The organism is Streptosporangium sp. H16 (assembly GCF_051918855.1).
Classification (GTDB): domain Bacteria; phylum Actinomycetota; class Actinomycetes; order Streptosporangiales; family Streptosporangiaceae; genus Streptosporangium.
Genome location: NZ_JBPXMD010000008.1, coordinates 204,216 through 222,559, shown reverse-complemented (window position 1 = coordinate 222,559; position 18,344 = coordinate 204,216). Strand labels below are relative to the sequence as shown.

Annotated in this window: 16 protein-coding genes and 1 pseudogene; 9 read left to right on the top strand and 8 right to left on the bottom strand. The window is 69.8% G+C overall.

From position 1 onward, the window contains the following. Positions 1–140: 140 nt before the first annotated feature. The 3 genes from ACTOQ2_RS16200 to ACTOQ2_RS16190 all read left to right on the top strand — a co-directional run bounded on the left by ACTOQ2_RS16200 (position 141) and on the right by ACTOQ2_RS16190 (position 2,739). On the top strand, positions 141–785 hold the full coding sequence (locus ACTOQ2_RS16200) for a sigma-70 family RNA polymerase sigma factor (RefSeq protein ID WP_362690109.1): 645 nt from the start codon (positions 141–143) through the stop codon (positions 783–785). 167 nt (positions 786–952) lie between these two features. Beyond that, positions 953–1,624, top strand: coding sequence for a DUF5667 domain-containing protein (locus ACTOQ2_RS16195; RefSeq protein WP_440100376.1), 672 nt, complete (start codon positions 953–955; stop codon positions 1,622–1,624). Positions 1,625–1,839: 215 nt separating this feature from the next. Next, on the top strand, positions 1,840–2,739 hold the full coding sequence (locus ACTOQ2_RS16190) for an HAD family hydrolase (RefSeq protein ID WP_440067927.1): 900 nt from the start codon (positions 1,840–1,842) through the stop codon (positions 2,737–2,739). 125 nt (positions 2,740–2,864) lie between these two features. Here ACTOQ2_RS16190 and ACTOQ2_RS16185 read toward each other — a convergent pair whose 3' ends face one another. The 8 genes from ACTOQ2_RS16185 to proC form a co-directional block, all read right to left on the bottom strand. After that, positions 2,865–4,001 carry a 1-acyl-sn-glycerol-3-phosphate acyltransferase gene (locus ACTOQ2_RS16185; RefSeq protein ID WP_440100375.1) on the bottom strand — a complete coding sequence of 379 codons (1,137 nt, stop codon included), beginning with the start codon at positions 3,999–4,001 and terminating at the stop codon, positions 2,865–2,867. Continuing rightward, complete coding sequence (locus ACTOQ2_RS16180; RefSeq protein ID WP_440100374.1) at positions 3,998–5,023, bottom strand: NAD-dependent epimerase/dehydratase family protein; 1,026 nt, start codon at positions 5,021–5,023, stop codon at positions 3,998–4,000. Before ACTOQ2_RS16180 ends, ACTOQ2_RS16185 begins: the two co-directional genes overlap by 4 nt. Positions 5,024–5,043: 20 nt before the next feature. Next, positions 5,044–5,142, bottom strand: a complete 99-nt coding sequence (locus tag ACTOQ2_RS16175; protein WP_018654693.1) for a 30S ribosomal protein bS22 — start codon at positions 5,140–5,142, stop codon at positions 5,044–5,046. A 305-nt stretch (positions 5,143–5,447) separates the two neighbouring features. Further along, positions 5,448–5,651 carry a helix-turn-helix domain-containing protein gene (locus ACTOQ2_RS16170; RefSeq protein WP_012887307.1) on the bottom strand — a complete coding sequence of 68 codons (204 nt, stop codon included), beginning with the start codon at positions 5,649–5,651 and terminating at the stop codon, positions 5,448–5,450. A gap of 322 nt (positions 5,652–5,973) precedes the next feature. Further along, the gene (locus ACTOQ2_RS16165) at positions 5,974–6,753 is read right to left on the bottom strand and encodes a phosphatase (protein WP_440100373.1); all 780 of its coding nucleotides are present in this window, start codon (positions 6,751–6,753) and stop codon (positions 5,974–5,976) included. 48 nt (positions 6,754–6,801) lie between these two features. After that, positions 6,802–7,965 (bottom strand): acetoin utilization protein AcuC, encoded by a 1,164-nt coding sequence (locus ACTOQ2_RS16160; RefSeq protein ID WP_440067919.1) that lies wholly within the window; start codon positions 7,963–7,965, stop codon positions 6,802–6,804. 263 nt (positions 7,966–8,228) lie between these two features. Then, positions 8,229–9,470 (bottom strand): MFS transporter, encoded by a 1,242-nt coding sequence (locus tag ACTOQ2_RS16155; RefSeq protein ID WP_440100372.1) that lies wholly within the window; start codon positions 9,468–9,470, stop codon positions 8,229–8,231. Positions 9,471–9,600: 130 nt separating this feature from the next. Continuing rightward, a complete protein-coding gene (gene proC, locus ACTOQ2_RS16150) occupies positions 9,601–10,395 on the bottom strand; it encodes a pyrroline-5-carboxylate reductase (protein ID WP_440100371.1) in 795 nt (264 codons plus the stop codon). Between the two features lie 197 nt (positions 10,396–10,592). Between proC and ACTOQ2_RS16145 the strand changes: the two genes are divergently transcribed. The 6 genes and pseudogenes from ACTOQ2_RS16145 to clpB all read left to right on the top strand — a co-directional run bounded on the left by ACTOQ2_RS16145 (position 10,593) and on the right by clpB (position 18,341). Beyond that, positions 10,593–11,081, top strand: coding sequence for a hypothetical protein (locus ACTOQ2_RS16145; RefSeq protein WP_440100370.1), 489 nt, complete (start codon positions 10,593–10,595; stop codon positions 11,079–11,081). 437 nt (positions 11,082–11,518) lie between these two features. Further along, positions 11,519–13,393, top strand: coding sequence for a molecular chaperone DnaK (gene dnaK, locus ACTOQ2_RS16140; protein ID WP_440067911.1), 1,875 nt, complete (start codon positions 11,519–11,521; stop codon positions 13,391–13,393). A 28-nt stretch (positions 13,394–13,421) separates the two neighbouring features. Continuing rightward, positions 13,422–14,036, top strand: coding sequence for a nucleotide exchange factor GrpE (gene grpE, locus ACTOQ2_RS16135; RefSeq protein WP_440100369.1), 615 nt, complete (start codon positions 13,422–13,424; stop codon positions 14,034–14,036). A gap of 34 nt (positions 14,037–14,070) precedes the next feature. Then, the gene (dnaJ, locus tag ACTOQ2_RS16130) at positions 14,071–15,273 is read left to right on the top strand and encodes a molecular chaperone DnaJ (RefSeq protein WP_440100368.1); all 1,203 of its coding nucleotides are present in this window, start codon (positions 14,071–14,073) and stop codon (positions 15,271–15,273) included. Positions 15,274–15,275: 2 nt separating this feature from the next. Further along, a pseudogene (locus tag ACTOQ2_RS16125) lies at positions 15,276–15,528 on the top strand (heat shock protein transcriptional repressor HspR); the annotation flags it as partial. A gap of 230 nt (positions 15,529–15,758) precedes the next feature. Beyond that, complete coding sequence (gene clpB, locus ACTOQ2_RS16120) at positions 15,759–18,341, top strand: ATP-dependent chaperone ClpB (RefSeq protein ID WP_440100367.1); 2,583 nt, start codon at positions 15,759–15,761, stop codon at positions 18,339–18,341. Positions 18,342–18,344 lie beyond the last annotated feature (3 nt).

Genomic DNA, 18,344 nt, shown 5'->3' with positions numbered 1-18,344 from the left:
GGCGCCGGTCTGAAACAACCGACCCCACACCGTATCCGGCGATTACCCCCAGTCACGACGCTTCAAAGTGGATTGTGGAATTTCCACTTCATTTCTAGAGTGATCGAGCACGCCGTACCCCCTCCCCTCAGGGATACCGGATGCCTGAAACGTGGCCGCTCGCCGGGCACCTCCCCACGACAGCCGGGGTAGCCCAGCCCGTCCGCAGTAGTGACCTCACCGTGCGTGAGGATGCCTCCGAAGAACTCCGGAGGCTCGTTTTGCGCGCCAAAACCGGAGATTCGGATGCTTTTGGCACGCTCTACGATCGTTACCTCACCCTGGTGTACCGCTACGTCTACTTCCGGGTCGGCTCACACCCACTGGCCGAGGATCTCACGAGCGAGACCTTTCTCCGCGCGCTCCGCCGGATCACGGACTTCACGTGGCAAGGGCGTGATTTCGGGGCCTGGCTCGTGACCATCGCGAGGAACCTGATCACCGATCACTTCAAGTCCGGCAGGTACCGCCTTGAGGTCACGACCGCCGAGGTGATCGACACCCCGCTCGACGGCCCGCACATCCCGGAGAACGCCGTCGTCACCGCGATGATCAGCGATCGGGTGCTCACCGCCGTCCGCGGCCTCGGCCCCGAGCAGCAGGAGTGCGTGGTGCTGCGTTTCCTGCACGGCATGTCGCTGGCGGAGACCGCGCTCATCATGGGCAAGAAGAGCGGCGCCATCAAGGCACTCCAGTTCCGCGCGATCCGCGCCCTGGCCCGCGCGCTGCCCTCTGACCTCAGCTGAGACCGGCCGTCATCGGCTGTCCTCGATCCTTCGCCTCCCGGCCGCGGCCGCCACGCCCGAAACAATGTTCCCATGCCGATGTGGCGCAGCGCGTAACCTGCCGTGCCAAGTCGTCGTTAGGCAAGTGACATCGATGGATCATGAGCTGGGGGCGGCAGGGAGCGTTCATGGGGAAGTGGCTGCCCGGATTCTCGCGGAGGTCGCAGGCGCGCATTCAGGACCGCGTGTCACGACTCGGCGCCCGCATGGCGGCCACCCCCGGGCCCGAGTTCAACGCCAGGCTCCGCGAGCGGCTCACCCAGTCCCCGCCCGGGGAGGACGTCCCCGAGCAGCGGCCGGTGGGCCCCCGCCACTCCCGGCGGAGGTCCCGTGCGGGGCTCTTCCCGCGGTTGCTGAGCATCGCCCTGGTGGCCTCGATGGCGGTATCCGGTATGTGGACCTACCGGTCGATGCCCGGTGACACCTTCTACCCGCTCAAGCGCGCCGCCGAGAGGACGCTGTTCCACCTGAGCAGCGACGACGCCGAGCGGGCCGACCGCTCCTTCGGCTACGCCGAGACCCGCGCCCGCGAGGTCAAGGAACTCCTGGGCTCGGACGAGGGCGAGCGCGAGGAGGTGATCGGGGAGACCCTCCAGGCCATGGAGGACACCACGCGCTCCGCGGTGACCTCCCTGCGGCAGATGCGGCGCCGCGACTCCGCGAGCGCCAAGGAGCTCAAGCGCTTCGTGCAGAAGCAGCGCACCCAGATCGCCGGGATGATCCCCAAGATGGGCGCGGAGAACCAGCGCAAGGCCCACGTCTACCTCAACTACATCGAGGGCCTGGCCCCGCCCGAGTAGCCGTTCCGGTACGGGACCGGTCCCACCGTCCCGGACCGCCGCGCGTGGGAGCCGGACCGCCGCGCGCGGGAACCGGGCCGCCCTCCCGTCCCGGACCACGGCATCGGAGCCCGGCCCCGCCGGGCTCGCGCGATGCGTACGACACCAAGACGTCACATCCGGCTCATACCGACGCTACTGATCTCACCCCTCTGCCCCGGTTAAGCTGAGGGGCTATGAGGCGGCTACTACGACGGCGGGACGAAGCGGAGACGGCCAGACGGGCGACGGTCGGGGAGGTCGCGGCGGGCGAGGTCGCCGCCGCGGCCGCCGTGGCGATGCCGATGGCCGAGCCCGACCCGGTGGCCGCCGCCTTCTTCGACGTCGACAACACCATGATGCGCGGCGCCTCCATCTACCACTTCGCCCGCGGCCTCGCCTCCCGTGGCCTGTTCACCAGCAAGGATCTGTTCAGGTTCGCGATCGGCCAGGTGGTCTTCCGGATCCGCGGCGACGAGAACCCCGCGCACATCGACGAGGCCAGGGAGACCGCGCTGGCGTTCGTCGCGGGGAGCAAGGTCGAGGAGATCGTCCGGCTCGGTGAGGAGATCTACGACGAGGTGATGGCGGACCGCATCTGGGCGGGCACCCGCGCCATCGCGCAGGCACACCTCGACGCGGGCCAGCGGGTCTGGCTGGTCACCGCGACCCCGGTGGAGCTGGCCCGGGTGATCGCCCAGCGCCTCGGCCTGACCGGCGCGCTCGGCACCGTCGCCGAGACCGAGAACGGCGTCTACACCGGCCGCCTGGTCGGCGACCTGCTCCACGGCCCCGCCAAGGCGGAGGCCGTCAAGGCCCTGGCCCGCAGGGAGGGGCTCGACCTGTCGCGCTGCTCCGCCTACAGCGACTCGGCCAACGACCTGCCCCTGCTCTCCCTCGTCGGCCACGCCACCGCGATCAACCCGGACGCCGAGCTGCGCGAGTTCGCCCGGCAGAACAGCTGGGACATCAAGGACTTCCGTACGGGGCGCAAGGCGACCATGATCGGCCTGCCCATCGCGGCGGGTGCCGGAGCCGTCGCGGGCGGCATCGCCGCCGCCGTCGCCCTGCGCCGCCACTACCGCTCCGGTCGCTGACCCTCCGCTCGCGCCGGTTCCACCGTCCCCGCCGCCGTCCCTGGCCGCCCCCGGCCGTGACGGTCCTTCACTCGGTAGGGCCTCGAAGCTCAGGGGACCCCGGGGAAGCCTTGGGGAAAGGTGCCTCAGAAAAGGCGTCGGAGAAAGGGCGGGAAGGCGTGGCCGCGCCTGAGCCGGAGCTCGTCGAGCTGCTGCTGGACGACCTCCCTGACCTGGTCGGTGAGGTTGAAGACCAGCATGGGGTCGTCGGCGTCGGCGGGGTCGAGTTCGTCGGTGCGGATCGGCTCGCCGAAGCCGATCATCCACTTGGACGGGAGCGGGACCAGGCCGAGGGGCCCGAGCCAGGGGAACAGCGGCGTGACCGGCAGGTAGGGAAGGCCGAGCACCCTGGCCAGGATCCGCAGGTCACCGATCTTGGGGTAGATCTCCTCCGCGCCCACGATGGCGCAGGGGACGATCGGCACGCCCGCGCGGATGGCGGAGGCGACGAAGCCGCCCCGGCCGAAGCGCTGCAGCCGGTAGCGATCGGAGAACGGCTTGCCGACTCCCTTGAAACCCTCGGGAAAGACGCCGACGACCTCGCCCTTGCGGAGCAGCCGGTCGGCGTCCTCGCGGCAGGCGAGGGTGTGACCGGTCTTGCGGGACAGGTGGCCGAGCACCGGGAGCCGGTAGACCAGGTCCGCCCCCAGAAGACGGAGCGCGCGGCGTCCGGGATGGTCGTCGTACAGGGCCACCTGCAGCATGAGCCCGTCGAGCGGGAGGGTGCCGGAGTGGTTGGCCACGATCAGGGCTCCGGAGTCGCCGGGCACGTTGTGCATGCCCACGGTCTCGGTGCGGAACCAGTGGCGGTACAGCGGGCGGATCAGCTCCAGCAGCACCCTGTCGGTGAGCTCGGCGTCGAACCCGAACTCGTCGACCTCGTAGTCGCCGGCCACCCGGCGGCGCAGGAAGGCGAGCAGCTCGGCCAGCCGGTGATCGTCGTCTTCCTCGCCGGCCGGCGGCCCGGAGAAAGGCCACCCGGCTTCGGGGACGGGCTCGCCGGACGATTCCGAGAAGGGCTCATCGGACGGAGCTCCCGGGAAGGGGTCGCCGGACGGGCCGGACGCTTCGGAGGCGGACGGGCCGGACGCTTCGGAGGCGGACGGGCCGGACGCTTCGGAGGGGGGTTCGCCGGACGGACCGGGGAGGTGCTCGCGGGAGGCGCGGGCCCTGGTGATGGGGATCACCTCGGCGTCCTCGCTCCCGGCCACCGCGTCGCTCATCCCGTCACCGGCCGGGACACCATGTCCATCAGGGCGGCGGGAAGGCCCCCGGCCAGGTCACGCGCGCGCAGGAAATCCTCGAAGGCGGCCGCGGTGGAGAACTTCGGCCTCCAGCCGAGCGCCGTGGACAGCGCGGTGGTGTCGACCACGCGTCCGTGACACATCAGGCGGAGTTGTTCGGGGGAGAACCCGACCAGTCCCGCACTCCGGGCGAGGTCGCCCATGAAGCGGAAGACGGGAGAGGGGACGGGCATCGGGAGCAGGCCCGCCCTGCGCGCGCACTGCGACAGGAGCAGCACGCCGTCTCCGGCCACGTTGAACGTGCCGGGGTGGTCCTCCATCGCCATCCGCCGCAGCACCTCGACCGCGTCGTCCTCGTGGACGAACTGCAGCCGCGGGTCGAACCCGAGCACGGTCGGCAGGACGGGCTGGGTGAAGTAACGCGTCAGCGGTGAGTCGACGCCGGGTCCCATGAAGTTGGCGAACCTGAGCGTCGACACGGCCACGTCGCGGCGCCGCCTGGCGAAGCCCCGGACGTAGCCCTCCACCTCGGAGGCGTCCTTGGCGTAGCCACGGCTCGGCGGCTCTCCCGGCTCGGCGTCCTCGGTGAAGACCGCGGGGTCGTGCGGGGAGGAACCGTAGACGGCGGTGGTCGAGCGCACGACGACGCGGCGGACCGTCGCGGACCGCTGACAGGCACCGAGCAACTGCATGGTGCCGATGACGTTGTGCTCCTTCATGAGCGCGCGGCCGCCGCTCCGGGGAGGAGCGCTCACCAGACTCATGTGAACGACTGTGTCGATGTCGGCGGCCGCGATCACCTGGGCGATGTCGGGGCTGCGCAGGTCGACGCGGACGAACTCCGTCCGGCCGAGAGGTACGCCGCCATCACGTGAGAGCGAGGGCGGCGGCACCGTATCCACTCCGATGACCCGGTCGATGTCCGGGTCATCCGCGAGAACGCTCGCCACTCGGGCGCCGATGTGGCGCGAGACCCCGGTGACAAGCACGGTGTGGGTCATCGGCGCCTCGCAGATCCGCGCTACTTCTTGTTACGCCGCTGGATGCGGGTCTTCTTGAGAAGCTTGCGGTGCTTCTTCTTCGCCATGCGCTTACGGCGCTTCTTGATCACAGAGCCCACGGGACCCCCAGGTAGCTGGTAGCCGAGATTGTCGAACCGGTGCGCGAGAGCACACCGGCACAACAGACTACCGGCGATCCACGGTAGATCGCCCCTAGGGGGACCCCGGGCGCATGAACTCACGACGTGGCGACCACGTCGCTACCCCGACGAGACAGGGGCCGGCTCTCCAACGGTCATACCGGAAATCACGCCCCGGTCAGACCGGAAGGAGCAGGACCATGAGCGCCCAGCGCGCCTGGCTCACCTCACGACCGGATCGTTCCCCCCGGCCGCTCGGCTCGACGCGTCGAGCCCACCCTGCCTCAACCTGCCTCGATGTAGGCATCCCTCAGATAATCGTGAACCGCCTGCTCCGGCACCCGGAAGGATCGACCGACCCGGATGGCCGGCAGCTCGCCCGAATGCACGAGTCGGTACACAGTCATCTTGGACACCCTCATGACAGTGGCCACTTCTGCCACCGTCAGGAACTTCACCTCGCTGAGAGGTCTTTCGCCTGCACCCATCGGACGCCTCTTCCGCACGTGTATCCGGGTTATCCCCACTGGTGCCATTGCTCACGCACGTGTACTGCTGTCAGCGTAAGTCGGGACCCCTGTCACGCAAACCCCCTATTTTCTCAGCCCTTGGAGTCTCGCGTCAGCGAAACAGCTGAAATCGCTGGCCAGCAGCCGGACCGTGCCCCTCGCATTGATCTTGGAACGGACCAACTGTCTCCCATTAGAGTCGCCCACAATCACCAAAAAGTTGGCAAACGGTCGGCGAGGTGCGTGGAATGCAGGCGCGAAATGCCCGTATAGGGATGACCTAATTTGTGCATCCCCTGTCTCAGAGGGCCCGTACGACCCTCTCGACCAGGTGGTTCGTCAGCGGTTCGTAATACCTCGGTAGCACGTTGTCATCGAGCGGAACGGTGACCGCGATCTTGCCCTCGGCCTCTCCGACGAAGAGGGCGGGGTCGTTGCTGTCGGCGAATCCGACCGTGAGGATGCCCGCCTCGCCCGCCGCCCCGGCCCAGCCGTGGTCGGCGATCACCAGATCGGGACGGTCCGCGTCCAGCTCGGCGATCATGGCGCGCATCGGGGCGGGGTCGTGGGTGTGCACGAAGGCGCCCTTGTCGTCGAGCATCGCGACGTCGTCCAGATAGCGGATCTTGCGCCTGCGGCCGAACCCGCTGCCCCAGTACGACCAGCCCTCGGCCGGGGCCATCAGGGTCACGCCGCGCGCCCTGAGCATCCGGCCCAGGGCCATGTGGATGGTGAGCAGACCGGTGGGGTGCCCGGTGGCGATCAGGATCTTGGGGTTCTCCCCCCGGAGCACCCCGGCGATCGTGTCGCCCATCTTCTCGACCGCCTCGATCGTGCGGTCGGGGTCGATGGTGTCCTGCCCCTCCCGATGACGGGGATCGGCCACGACCCCGGCGGACTTGGCCATCAGCTCCAGCACGTCCCGGTAGGACCAGGCGCCCTCCATCGTCAACCCGAACATGTAGTGCGGGTCGCGGTTGGACAGCGACCGGTAGTGGTCCAGGTTGTTCTCCCGGCTGGTCGCCACGTCACCGGCGATCCGGGTACGGACCAGGTGCTCACGAAGCTCAGCGCGCGTCATCGGTTCCTCAGTCCAGTTTGCCGACCGACCATGGGTTCGGACCGTGTGTCACGGGAGAGGATCGAGCCCGTGGAAGGGGAAGACGGCATTCCTCGTCGCCATGATGGCCCGGTCGATCGGGTCTGCTGGGTCATAACCAGCGGAGAAATCGCGAAATTCCGGGTCTCGGCCATCGGTCAGCGTGAGCGGCGCCGTCTGGTTGGTCCGTTCCTTGACGAACGTACGCCATGCCTCCGGAGTGGCGGTCGCGGGATCGAGGGGGTGGCCCGCCACCTCAGCGATCAGGTGGGTCCACGCCCGGGGCACCACCTGCACCAGCTCGTACCCTCCGCCGCCGGTCACGACCCACCGCCCGCCCGCGGTCTCGTGGGCCAGCTCGTGCAGCGCCGCGTACGCGGCCCGCTGGCCGTCCAGGCTGAGCATGAGGTTGGCCAGCGGATCGAGGGCGTGGCTGTCGCAGCCGTGCTGGGTGACCAGGACGTCGGGGGCGAACTCCCGCAGCAGCGGCGGGACCACCGCGTGGAAGGCCCTGAGCCAGCCGCTGTCGCCGCATCCGGCGGGCAGGGCCACATTGACCGCGGTGCCCTCCGTGCCGCGCTCCTCGGGGAACCCCGTGCCAGGGAAGAGGGTGCGAGGGCTCTCGTGCAGACTGATGGTGAGAACCCTGGGGTCGTCGTAGAAGAGCGCCTGCACGCCGTCGCCGTGGTGCACGTCCACGTCCACGTAGGCGATCCTGGACGCCCCCTGGGCCAGCAGCCACGCGATCGCCGCGCCCGGGTCGTTGTAGACGCAGAACCCGCTCGCCCCGGCGGCCATCGCGTGGTGCAGACCTCCGGCGACGTTGACCGCGTGCTCGGCCTCGCCGCTCCACACCGCGCGGGCGGCGGCCAGGCTGGCGCCGGTGATCAGCGCGGACGCCTCGTGCACCCCGGGGAAGGCGGGGTTGTCCGTGGTGCCGAGCCCGTGGGCGAGGTCGGGCCGCCCGGTGGCGGAGACCCGTTTGACGGCCTCGATGTAGTCGCGCTCGTGGACGAGCGCCAGCTCGTCGTCGGTGGCGGGCGCGCAGCCGCTCATCTCCACCTGGTCCAGCACGCCGAGCTCCCTGGCCAGCGCCATGGTCAGCTCGACCCGCACGGGCGCGAGCGGGTGCCCGGGGCCGAAGTCGTACGAGGTGAGCGCATCGTCCCAGACAACCCGCACGGACCGGCTCATGCGCACTCCCTGTCTGGTCGCGACGCCGCGCGTCACGGCCGATCTTCCTGCTCCCGGCTCGACGTTACCGCACGTGTACGGAATGGCGTTTACGCGGCCGTCTCGGAGAACGCACCCGTTTTCATCTGAGCGAAATATCAAGATTTATTGCTATTAACGAGCACGTTTGACGGGCTGCGTAGGAGATCCGGACACCTGCTGGAGGCCGGACATCCTCGCGCCGGTCTTACCTCCCGGCAGGGAGACCAGACGAATCAGACGATTCAGACGGAGGAGACCCGGCGCAGTCCCCTGACGGCGGGGACGAGCAGGAGGGCGGCGCACCCGGCGACCGCCACGATCGAGGACCCGGCCAGTAGCTGCGGCGCGCCCACCACCCCGGCCACCGGGCCGGCGAGCACCTGGCCGACCGGGACGAACAGGGTCGAGCCGGCGACCTCGTACGCGGTGACCCGGTTGAGCGCCTCCGCAGGGACCTGGGTCTGGATGCTCGTGGCCCACATGACCGACCAGAACGCCCACCCTGCGCCGCCGATCACGTGCGCGGCCATGAGGACCGCGGCCGGCGACGCCGCGGCGATGGAGAGCGGCTCCAGCGCGAAGCCGAACAGGCCGATCGCGCCGGCCATCAGCGGCCGTCCGGGACGGACCCGCATGGCGACCAGGCCGCCGACGATGGTGCCCGCGCCGGAGGCGGACATGACCAGGCCGTAAGCGGTCTCGCCGAGCCTTTCGCTGATCAGCACCGAGCCCAGCGGGATCATCGGGCCGAACAGGGTGACCCCGAAGACCGCCCAGACCAGGATCACCGACCACATCCAGGTCCTGGACCGGAACTCCTGCCACCCCTCGCGCAGGTTGCGCCACATCGAGCGCTCGGCGACCGGCCCCGCGACCACCGGCAGGCGCAGGAGGAGCAGGCACACCGCGCTGACGGTGAACCCCGCGGCGTCGATCGCGAAGACGACGCCGACCCCGGAGAAGCCGACGATGGCGCCGGCGACGCCGGGACCGGCCAGCAGCATGATCGACTCGGAGACGCGCAGGGTGGCGTTGGCCTTCTGCACGTCCCGCGCCACGCGCGGGACCGTGCTGGAGACGCCGGGCTGGTACATCGCGGCGGCGACGCCGTTGATCGCGGAGATGACGAGGATCTGCCAGAGATCCGGCCTGCCGAGGACGAACAGCGCCGCGGCGGTCCCCTGGCTCACCACCCTGACCGTATCGGCGCCGATCATCATGCGGCGCGGCGTGAACCTGTCGGCGAAGACCCCGCCGAACAGGATGAGCACCGCGAAGGGCGCCATCCACGCGGCCAGCGCCAGCCCCACCCCGGTGGAGCCGTAACCGAGCCCGCCCACGCCCACCGCCGTCGCGAACGGGACCATCGCGGCCCCGAGCATGGAGACGGACCTGGCGATGAAGAAGAGCAGGAAGCTCCGCGTCCAGACAGCGGGTCCGTCCTGTTCCCGCCCCCGCCCGCCGGCCGATACCGCCTGCTTCACGATCGCCTCATTCCCCGAAGTTCCGGGAAAATGATGCCGTATGTAGGAAAGTTTCCTAATAGAGGGGGTGGCTCAGCCTCAGGCTCACTTCCTGGCCCGGCCTCCGGCTCGGCCCTCGCTCGGCCCTCGCTCAGCCCTCGGCGAGCTGACGGCCCCGGTCCCTGGCGGCCTCGATGGCGGCCAGGAAGGCGGCGCGGACGCTGTGCCGCTCCAACTCGGCGATGGCCGCGATGGTGGTGCCGCCAGGCGAGGTGACCGCCTCGCGGAGGATCACCGGGTGCTCCCCCGAGTCACGGAGCATGATCGCCGCCCCGACGATCGACTGGGTAACCATGTCGAGGGCGGCGGCGCGGGGCATCCCGAGCAGGATGCCGGCGTCGACCATCGCCTCCACCAGGTAGAAGAAGTAGGCGGGACCGCTGCCCGACAGGGCCGTGGCCGCGTCCTGCTGCGACTCGGGGATGCGCAGCACCTTGCCGACCGGGCTGAACAGGTCCTCGGCCCGCCTGAGGTGCTCCTCGGAGGCGTGCGCGCCCGCGGAGATCACGCTCATCGCCTCGTCGACCAGCACCGGCGTGTTGGACATGACCCGGACCACGGGGATGTCGGCGCCGAGCCGCGACTCGACGAACGAGGTCGTGATGCCCGCCGCCGCCGAGACGACCAGACGGTCGGCCGGGATGTGGCCCGCGATCTCGGCGAGCAGGGAACCCATGTCCTGCGGCTTGACCGCGAGAATGATCGTGTCGGCGTCCTTGGCCGCCTCGGCGTTGGAGGCCACCCGCACGCCGTACCGCTCCGCGAGGGCCTGGCGCCGCTCGGCGCGCCGCGCCGTCGCGATCACGTCGCCCGGCTTGAATCCGGCCCTGAGCAGCCCGGACAGCAGGGCCTCGCCCATCTTGCCGGTGCCAAGAATCGCGATCATGTGAGCACCTCGAAATCGTGGATCGGACCTTCCCGCAGCCTATCGGCCCCGCCATCGGGGGGAATCATCCCTTGTGACGGTCGCCGGCGACGCACGACCGTGGACGTCCACCGCCGAGAAGGGAAGGGAGGTCCGGCAGCGCGATGTCAGAGTCTTCTGAACCTCTCCGGACCCCGATCCGTCTTAGGGGTATGCGTATGATCGCGACCCCTATCCTGGCCGGAAGCCTCCTGCTGGCGCTGGGCTGCGGCACCGACCCCAGCGCCACGGTCACCGCCGTCTCCCCCACGCGCCCGGTGAGTCAGGCCACCGCCATCCCCGGTGGCCCCTCCGCGCCGGCGAGCCACGGCGTGGCCCCCCGGGAGGAGCCCACGAGCGGTACCCCCAAACCGACGAGGCCCGAGGGCCACACCGACAACCCCCGCAAGGTCAGATGGCTGAAGGCCAAGCCGTCGAAGGACGGCCGGAGCCTGCGGATCACCTGGTGGTCCGGGGTGGAGCCGTGCAACGTGCTCGACCGGGTCACCGTGCGCGAGACCTCCAAGCGGGTGACCGTCACCCTCTGGGAGGGCCCGAGCAGCAAGGTCCAGAACGTCGCCTGCATCGAGATCGCCATCCAGAAGGTGACGACCGTCAAGCTCAAGAAGCCCCTCGGCGCCCGCAAGGTGGTCGACGGCGCCCGCTGACGCGGCGATCCGGCGCGGGAGGGACCGCGCCGGAGCACGCCCCTCGCGAGCGGCGACCGGGCCGTCCCGCCCGTTCGCAGGACCCGCTCCGGAGGTCCTTTCCGAGGACCCGCTCAGAAGCCCCGCCCCGGAAATCGGTTCCGACGACCCGCTCCGGAGGTCCTTTCCGAGGACCCGCTCCGCGGGCTCGTGCCGAGGGGCGGGGCGGCGTACGACCTCGTGGACGGTGACCGGGCGGCCCCGGTCACCGCCCGGGAACGATCCCGCGTGTTCCCTCGTCAGAGGGGGTGACGGACACCACCCTGTTTCCCCGGAAAACGGGGAATGCCTCCGCGCGGCCGAAGGTTGAGCCCAATAGACTCAAGTCGTTTGACAAACGTCACACGAGGTTCCACTATGAGTCTCATCGACTCAACTTTGACTACAAGGACGTACTCATGGCACGTGCGGTAGGTATCGACCTGGGGACGACCAACTCCGTCGTCTCGATTCTTGAGGGCGGTGAGCCCACCGTCATCGCCAACGCTCAGGGTTCGCGGACCACGCCGTCCGTGGTCGCGTTCGCGAAGAACGGCGAGGTCCTCGTCGGAGAGGTCGCCAAGCGGCAGGCCGTCACCAACGTCGACCGGACGATTCGCTCGGTCAAGCGCGAGATGGGCACCAACTGGTCCGTCGAGATCGACGGCAAGAAGTCCAACCCGCAGCAGATCAGCGCCTTCGTGCTGCAGAAGCTGAAGCAGGACGCCGAAGCCTACCTGGGCGAGAAGATCACCGACGCGGTGATCACCGTTCCCGCCTACTTCAACGACGCCCAGCGCCAGGCCACCCAGGAAGCCGGCACCATCGCCGGCCTGAACGTGCTGCGCATCATCAACGAGCCCACCGCCGCCGCGCTGGCGTACGGCCTCGACAAGGAGAAGGACGAGACCATCCTCGTCTTCGACCTCGGCGGCGGCACCTTCGACGTGTCCCTGCTCGACGTCGGCCAGGAGGACGGCCACGGCTTCGTCGAGGTCAAGGCCACCAGCGGCGACAACCACCTCGGTGGCGACGACTGGGACCAGCGCGTCGTGGACGAGCTGGCCAACCGGTTCAAGAACGCGCACGGCGTCGACCTGACCAAGGACAAGATGGCGCTGCAGCGCCTGCGCGAGGCCGCGGAGAAGGCCAAGATCGAGCTCTCCAGCCAGTCGGAGACCTCCATCAACCTCCCCTACATCACCGCCTCGGCCGAGGGCCCCCTCCACCTGGAGGAGAAGCTCACCCGCGCCGAGTTCCAGCGGATCACCGCCGACCTCCTCGAGCGGTGCAAGGGCCCGTTCAACCAGGTCGTCAAGGACGCCGGGATCAAGGTCTCCGACATCGCCCACGTGGTGCTCGTCGGCGGCTCGACCCGCATGCCCGCCGTGGCCGAGCTCGTCAAGGAGCTGACCGGCGGCCAGGAGCCCAACAAGGGCGTCAACCCGGACGAGGTCGTGGCCATCGGCGCCGCCCTGCAGGCCGGCGTGCTCAAGGGCGAGGTCAAGGACGTCCTGCTGCTCGACGTGACCCCGCTGAGCCTGGGCATCGAGACCAAGGGCGGGATCTTCACCAAGATCATCGAGCGCAACACCACGATCCCGACCAAGCGCTCCGAGGTCTTCACCACGGCCGAGGACAACCAGCCGTCGGTGCAGATCCAGGTCTACCAGGGCGAGCGCGAGATCGCCGCGTACAACAAGAAGCTGGCCACCTTCGAGCTGACCGGCATCGCCCCGGCGCCGCGCGGCATCCCGCAGATCGAGGTCACCTTCGACATCGACGCCAACGGCATCGTCAACGTCTCCGCCAAGGACCTCGGCACCGGCAAGGAGCAGACGATGACGATCACCGGCGGCTCCGCGCTGCCGAAGGACGACATCGAGCGCATGATGCGCGAGGCCGAGTCCTACGCCGAGGAGGACAAGAAGCGCCGCGAAGAGGCCGAGACGCGCAACAACGCCGACTCGCTCGTCTACCAGACCGAGAAGTTCCTCGGCGAGAACGCCGAGAAGGTCCCGGACGACATCAAGAACGAGGTCAACGAGGCCGTCTCCGAGCTCAAGAAGGCTCTGGAGGGCACCGACTCGTCCGTGATCCGCGCCTCCGCGGAGAAGCTCGCCACGGTCAGCCAGAAGATGGGTTCCGCCATCTACGCCCAGGCGCAGGGGTCGGAGACCCCGGCCGGCGCTCCCGGCGCGGACGCCGGCGACGGCGGGCAGAAGGCCGACGACGACGTGGTCGAGGCCGAGATCGTGGACGACGAGCCGAAGCGCGACAACGGCGCCAAGTGACGGTCGGAAAGCCGAGGGGAGCACCAGCGTGAGCACGCGCGAGAACGGTTCCGAGGAGGAGCCGGTGATCCGCGACAACCGGAAGATAGACCCGGAGACGGGGCAGGTACGCGAGGCGAGCCCGGCCGAGACCACGGGCCAGAACGCCAGGGAGCAGGCGGCCGACCAGCCGTCCTCCCTGGCGTCCGACCTGGCCTCGATCGAGCTGGCCACCCAGCTCGCCGAGCGCACCGCGGACCTGCAGCGCCTTCAGGCCGAGTATTCCAACTATCGCAAGCGGGTCGAGCGGGACCGCGTGGCGGTCAAGGAGCAGGCGGTGGCCGGCGTGCTGGCCGAGCTGCTGCCGGTCCTCGACGACATCGGCCGGGCCCGTGACCACGGGGAGCTGACCGGCGGCTTCGCCAAGGTGAGCGAATCACTGGAGGCGGCCACCGGGAAGCTGGGGCTGAGCACCTTCGGCACCAAGGGCGAGCCGTTCGACCCGACGGTGCACGAGGCTCTGATGCACAGCTACTCCCCCGACGTCACCGAGCCGACCTGCGTGGAGATCCTGCAGCCCGGTTACCGGATCGGCGAGCGAGTGCTCCGCCCCGCGCGCGTCGCGGTCGCGGAGCCAGAAGATCCCGCCGCGGACGACAACTGACACCCCCACATCTGATCTCTGAGAAGGAACGTAGATGAGCACCAAGGACTACCTGGAGAAGGACTACTACGCCGTCCTTGGTGTGCCCAAGACCGCTACGGCCGATGAGATCAAGAAGGCGTACCGGAAGCTGGCCAGGCAGTATCACCCGGACGCCAACCCCGGAAGCTCGACGGCCTCCGAGAGCACCGCCAAGTTCAAGGAGGTCTCGGAGGCGTACGACATCCTTTCCGACACCAAGCGCCGCAAGGAGTACGACGAGGCGCGGACGCTGTTCGGATCGGGCGTCGGCGGCTTCCCGGGGGCGGGGGGCGCTCCGCGCGGGGGTGGTTTCCCGTTCGATCTGGGAGACCTGTTCGGGGGGACCGGCCAGCAACAGCAGCAGGGCGGCGCCGGAGAGCGCATCGGCGACATCTTCGGCGGGCTCTTCAACCGGGGCGGCGCGAGCCGCCCCGGGGGGACGGCGAGCAGGGCGCGGCGCGGCCAGGACATCGAGTCCGAGGTCACGCTCTCCTTCTCCGAGGCGGTGGAGGGCACCACGGTGTCGCTCCGCCTGACCAGTTCCTCCGCGTGCACCGGGTGCGGAGGAACCGGCGCCAAGGCCGGGACCACCCCGCGGGTCTGCCCGACCTGCGAGGGCACCGGGGCGGCCAGCCGCAACCTCGGCAACTTCGCCTTCTCCGAGCCGTGCCGCGACTGCAAGGGCCGCGGCCTGCTGGTCGACGACCCGTGCCCGGTGTGCGACGGGAGCGGGCGGGGCAAGAGCACCCGTACGATCCAGGCCCGCATCCCCGCGGGGGTCGGCGACAACCAGCGCATCAAGATCAAGGCCAAGGGCGCGCCCGGCGAGAACGGCGGTCCCGCCGGTGACCTCTACGTCCAGATCCACGTCAAGCCGCACCCCGTGTTCGGCAGGACGGGCGAGAACCTGACGGTCACCGTCCCGGTGACCTTCACCGAGGCCGCGCTGGGCGCCGAGATCAAGGTGCCGATCCTGAAGGGGCTGCCGGTCACGCTGCGCATCCCCGAGGGCACCCCGAACGGCCGCACCTTCCGGGTGCGCGGCAGGGGCGTGGCCCGCAAGGACGGCACCAAGGGCGACCTGCTCGCCACGATCGAGGTCCTGGTGCCACAGCAACTGGAGGACAAGGCAAGGGGCGCCCTCGAGGAGTTCCGCGACGCCACCTCGGGTGGTGACCCGCGGGCGGACCTGATCGAACAGGCCAGAAGCGAGTAGCCATGGAAGCCAACTACTTCGATCTGTCGGACGACACACCCGTCTATGTGATCTCGGTGGCCGCCCAGCTGTCAGGTCTGCACCCGCAGACCCTGCGCCAGTACGACCGCCTCGGCCTGGTCAGTCCGGGCCGTACGGCGGGACGCGGACGCCTGTACTCCACCCGCGACATCGTGATGCTCCGCGAGGTGCAACGGCTCTCCCAGGAGGAGGGCATCAACCTCGCGGGCATCAAGCGAATCCTGACCCTCGAGACGGAGGCCCTGCGCCTGCGCGACGAGAACCACCGCCTGCGCGCGGAGATGAACATGATCCGCGCGCTCATCCAGTACCAGCTGCCCCCCGCCTGAGACTCCGTCCCACGCCTTCAAGGACGCGTCCGTGACCGGGCTCGTGAGAACGCGCCGCGTCACGGTCGCCCCGTGAGGACCCGCCGGGCCGGCGTCGCCATCGAACACAGCACTTTCGAGTGAGGCCTGACAAGCATGGACTACAAGCTCACCCAGAAGAGCCAGGCGGCGGTCTCCTCCGCCATCAGGCGGGCGGCCGCCGAGGGTAATCCCGAGGTCGCCCCGGCCCACCTGTTCACCGCGCTGCTCAGCCAGACCGGCGGCACCGCCGTACCCCTGCTCGAAGCGGTGGGCGCCGACTGGAAGCGGCTGCGCGTCGAGGCGGAGAAGCAGCTCGCGGCCCTGCCGAAGGCGCAGGGCTCCACGGTCAGCGCCCCGTCGAGCTCCCGGCAGCTCCTCACCGTGATGAACACCGCGGCCCAGCGGGCCCGCGGGCTCGAGGACGACTACGTCTCGACCGAGCACCTGCTGGTCGGTCTCGCCACCGACGGCGGTCCCGTCGCCGAACTGCTCAAGGCGAACGGCGCGAGCCCGAACGCGCTGCTCGACGCCTTCGAGAAGGTGCGCGGCCACGCCAGGGTGACCAGCGAGACGCCGGAGGACACCTACCAGGCGCTGGAGAAGTACGGGATCGACCTGACCGAGCGGGCCAGGGCGGGCAAGCTCGACCCGGTGATCGGCCGCGACTCGGAGATCCGGCGCGTCATCCAGGTGCTCAGCCGCCGTACCAAGAACAACCCGGTGCTCATCGGCGAGCCCGGCGTCGGCAAGACCGCGGTGGTGGAGGGGCTGGCCCAGCGGATCGTCGCGGGCGACGTCCCCTCCAGCCTGCGCGACAAGCGCCTGATCGCGCTCGACCTCAGCGCGATGGTCGCCGGCGCCAAGTACCGCGGCGAGTTCGAGGAGCGCCTCAAGGCGGTGCTCGGGGAGATCAAGGAGAGTGACGGCCAGGTCGTCACCTTCATCGACGAGCTGCACACCATGGTCGGCGCGGGTGCCGCCGAGGGCGCGATGGACGCGGGCAACATGCTCAAGCCCATGCTGGCCCGCGGCGAGCTGCGGATGATCGGCGCGACCACGCTGGACGAGTACCGCGAGCGCATCGAGAAGGACCCCGCGCTGGAGCGGCGGTTCCAGCAGGTCTACGTGGGCGAGCCCACCGTCGAGGACACCATCGCCATCCTGCGCGGCCTCAAGGGCCGCTACGAGGCGCACCACCAGGTCCAGATCTCCGACGGCGCGCTCGTGGCCGCCGCCGCGCTCTCCGACCGCTACATCACCTCCCGCTTCCTGCCCGACAAGGCGATCGACCTCGTCGACGAGGCGGCCTCCCGGCTCCGCATGGAGATCGACTCCCGCCCGGTGGAGATCGACCAGCTCCAGCGGAACGTCGACCGGATGAAGATGGAGGAGCTGGCGCTCGCCAAGGAGACCGACGAGGGCAGCCTGCAGCGGCTGGAGCGGCTCCGCAAGGAGCTCGCCGACCGCCAGGAGGACCTCAACGCCCTGGTCGGCCGCTGGGAGCGGGAGAAGGCGGGACTCAACCGAGTCGGCGACCTGAAGAAGCAGATCGACGAGATGCGCGGCGCCGCCGAGCGCGCGCAGCGCGACGGCGACTTCGAGGCCGCCTCGCGGCTGATGTACGCCGAGGTGCCCAAGCTGGAGGCCGAGCTCGCCGAGGCCAGCAAGGCCGCCCAGCCCGAGGACCCCATGGTCAAGGAGGAGGTCGGCTCCGACGACATCGCCCAGGTGATCTCCTCGTGGACCGGCATCCCCGCGGGCCGGCTGCTCGAGGGCGAGACCGCCAAGCTGCTCCGCATGGAGGAGGAGCTCGGCAGGCGGCTGATCGGCCAGCGGCAGGCGGTCGAGGCGGTCTCCGACGCCGTACGGCGGGCCCGGGCGGGCATCTCCGACCCGGACCGGCCGACCGGCAGCTTCCTCTTCCTCGGCCCGACGGGCGTCGGCAAGACGGAGCTGGCCAAGGCGCTGGCGGACTTCCTGTTCGACGATGAGCGGGCGATGGTCCGCATCGACATGAGCGAGTACGGCGAGAAGCACAGCGTCGCGCGCCTGGTGGGCGCCCCTCCCGGCTACATCGGCTACGAGGAGGGCGGCCAGCTCACCGAGGCCGTGCGGCGCAGGCCCTACGGCGTGGTGCTGCTGGACGAGGTCGAGAAGGCCCACCCGGAGGTCTTCGACATCCTGCTCCAGGTGCTCGACGACGGGCGGCTCACCGACGGGCAGGGCCGGACGGTCGACTTCCGCAACGTGATCCTGATCCTCACCTCCAACATCGGCTCGCAGTTCCTGGTGGACCCGGGCATGGCGAAGGAGGCCCAGCGGACCGCCGTGATGGCCGCGGTCAGGAACGCGTTCAAGCCCGAGTTCCTGAACCGGCTCGACGACGTCATCCAGTTCGACGCGCTCGGCACCGAGGAGCTGTCCAGGATTGTGGACCTGCAGGTGGTCCACCTGGCCAGGCGTCTGGCGGACCGGCGGCTCACGCTGACCGTGACCCCGGCGGCGCGCGACTGGCTGGCGCTGACGGGCTACGACCCGCTGTACGGCGCGCGCCCGCTCCGCCGCCTCGTCCAGTCCGCGATCGGCGACAAGCTGGCCAAGGAGGTGCTCTCCGGCGAGGTCCAGGACGGCGACGAGGTGCTGGTCGACCTCGACGAGGCGAGCGACTCCCTGGCCATCGGCCCGGTAAGGGCCTGACGG

Coding starts and splice junctions, on each gene's coding strand:
- ACTOQ2_RS16200 (WP_362690109.1), top strand. CDS start 141: ATGCCTGAAACGTGGCCGCTCGCCGGGCACCTCCCCACGACAGCCGGG.
- ACTOQ2_RS16195 (WP_440100376.1), top strand. CDS start 953: ATGGGGAAGTGGCTGCCCGGATTCTCGCGGAGGTCGCAGGCGCGCATT.
- ACTOQ2_RS16190 (WP_440067927.1), top strand. CDS start 1,840: ATGAGGCGGCTACTACGACGGCGGGACGAAGCGGAGACGGCCAGACGG.
- ACTOQ2_RS16185 (WP_440100375.1), bottom strand. CDS start 4,001: ATGAGCGACGCGGTGGCCGGGAGCGAGGACGCCGAGGTGATCCCCATC.
- ACTOQ2_RS16180 (WP_440100374.1), bottom strand. CDS start 5,023: ATGACCCACACCGTGCTTGTCACCGGGGTCTCGCGCCACATCGGCGCC.
- ACTOQ2_RS16170 (WP_012887307.1), bottom strand. CDS start 5,651: ATGGGTGCAGGCGAAAGACCTCTCAGCGAGGTGAAGTTCCTGACGGTG.
- ACTOQ2_RS16165 (WP_440100373.1), bottom strand. CDS start 6,753: ATGACGCGCGCTGAGCTTCGTGAGCACCTGGTCCGTACCCGGATCGCC.
- ACTOQ2_RS16160 (WP_440067919.1), bottom strand. CDS start 7,965: ATGAGCCGGTCCGTGCGGGTTGTCTGGGACGATGCGCTCACCTCGTAC.
- proC (WP_440100371.1), bottom strand. CDS start 10,395: ATGATCGCGATTCTTGGCACCGGCAAGATGGGCGAGGCCCTGCTGTCC.
- ACTOQ2_RS16145 (WP_440100370.1), top strand. CDS start 10,593: ATGATCGCGACCCCTATCCTGGCCGGAAGCCTCCTGCTGGCGCTGGGC.
- dnaK (WP_440067911.1), top strand. CDS start 11,519: ATGGCACGTGCGGTAGGTATCGACCTGGGGACGACCAACTCCGTCGTC.
- dnaJ (WP_440100368.1), top strand. CDS start 14,071: ATGAGCACCAAGGACTACCTGGAGAAGGACTACTACGCCGTCCTTGGT.
- clpB (WP_440100367.1), top strand. CDS start 15,759: ATGGACTACAAGCTCACCCAGAAGAGCCAGGCGGCGGTCTCCTCCGCC.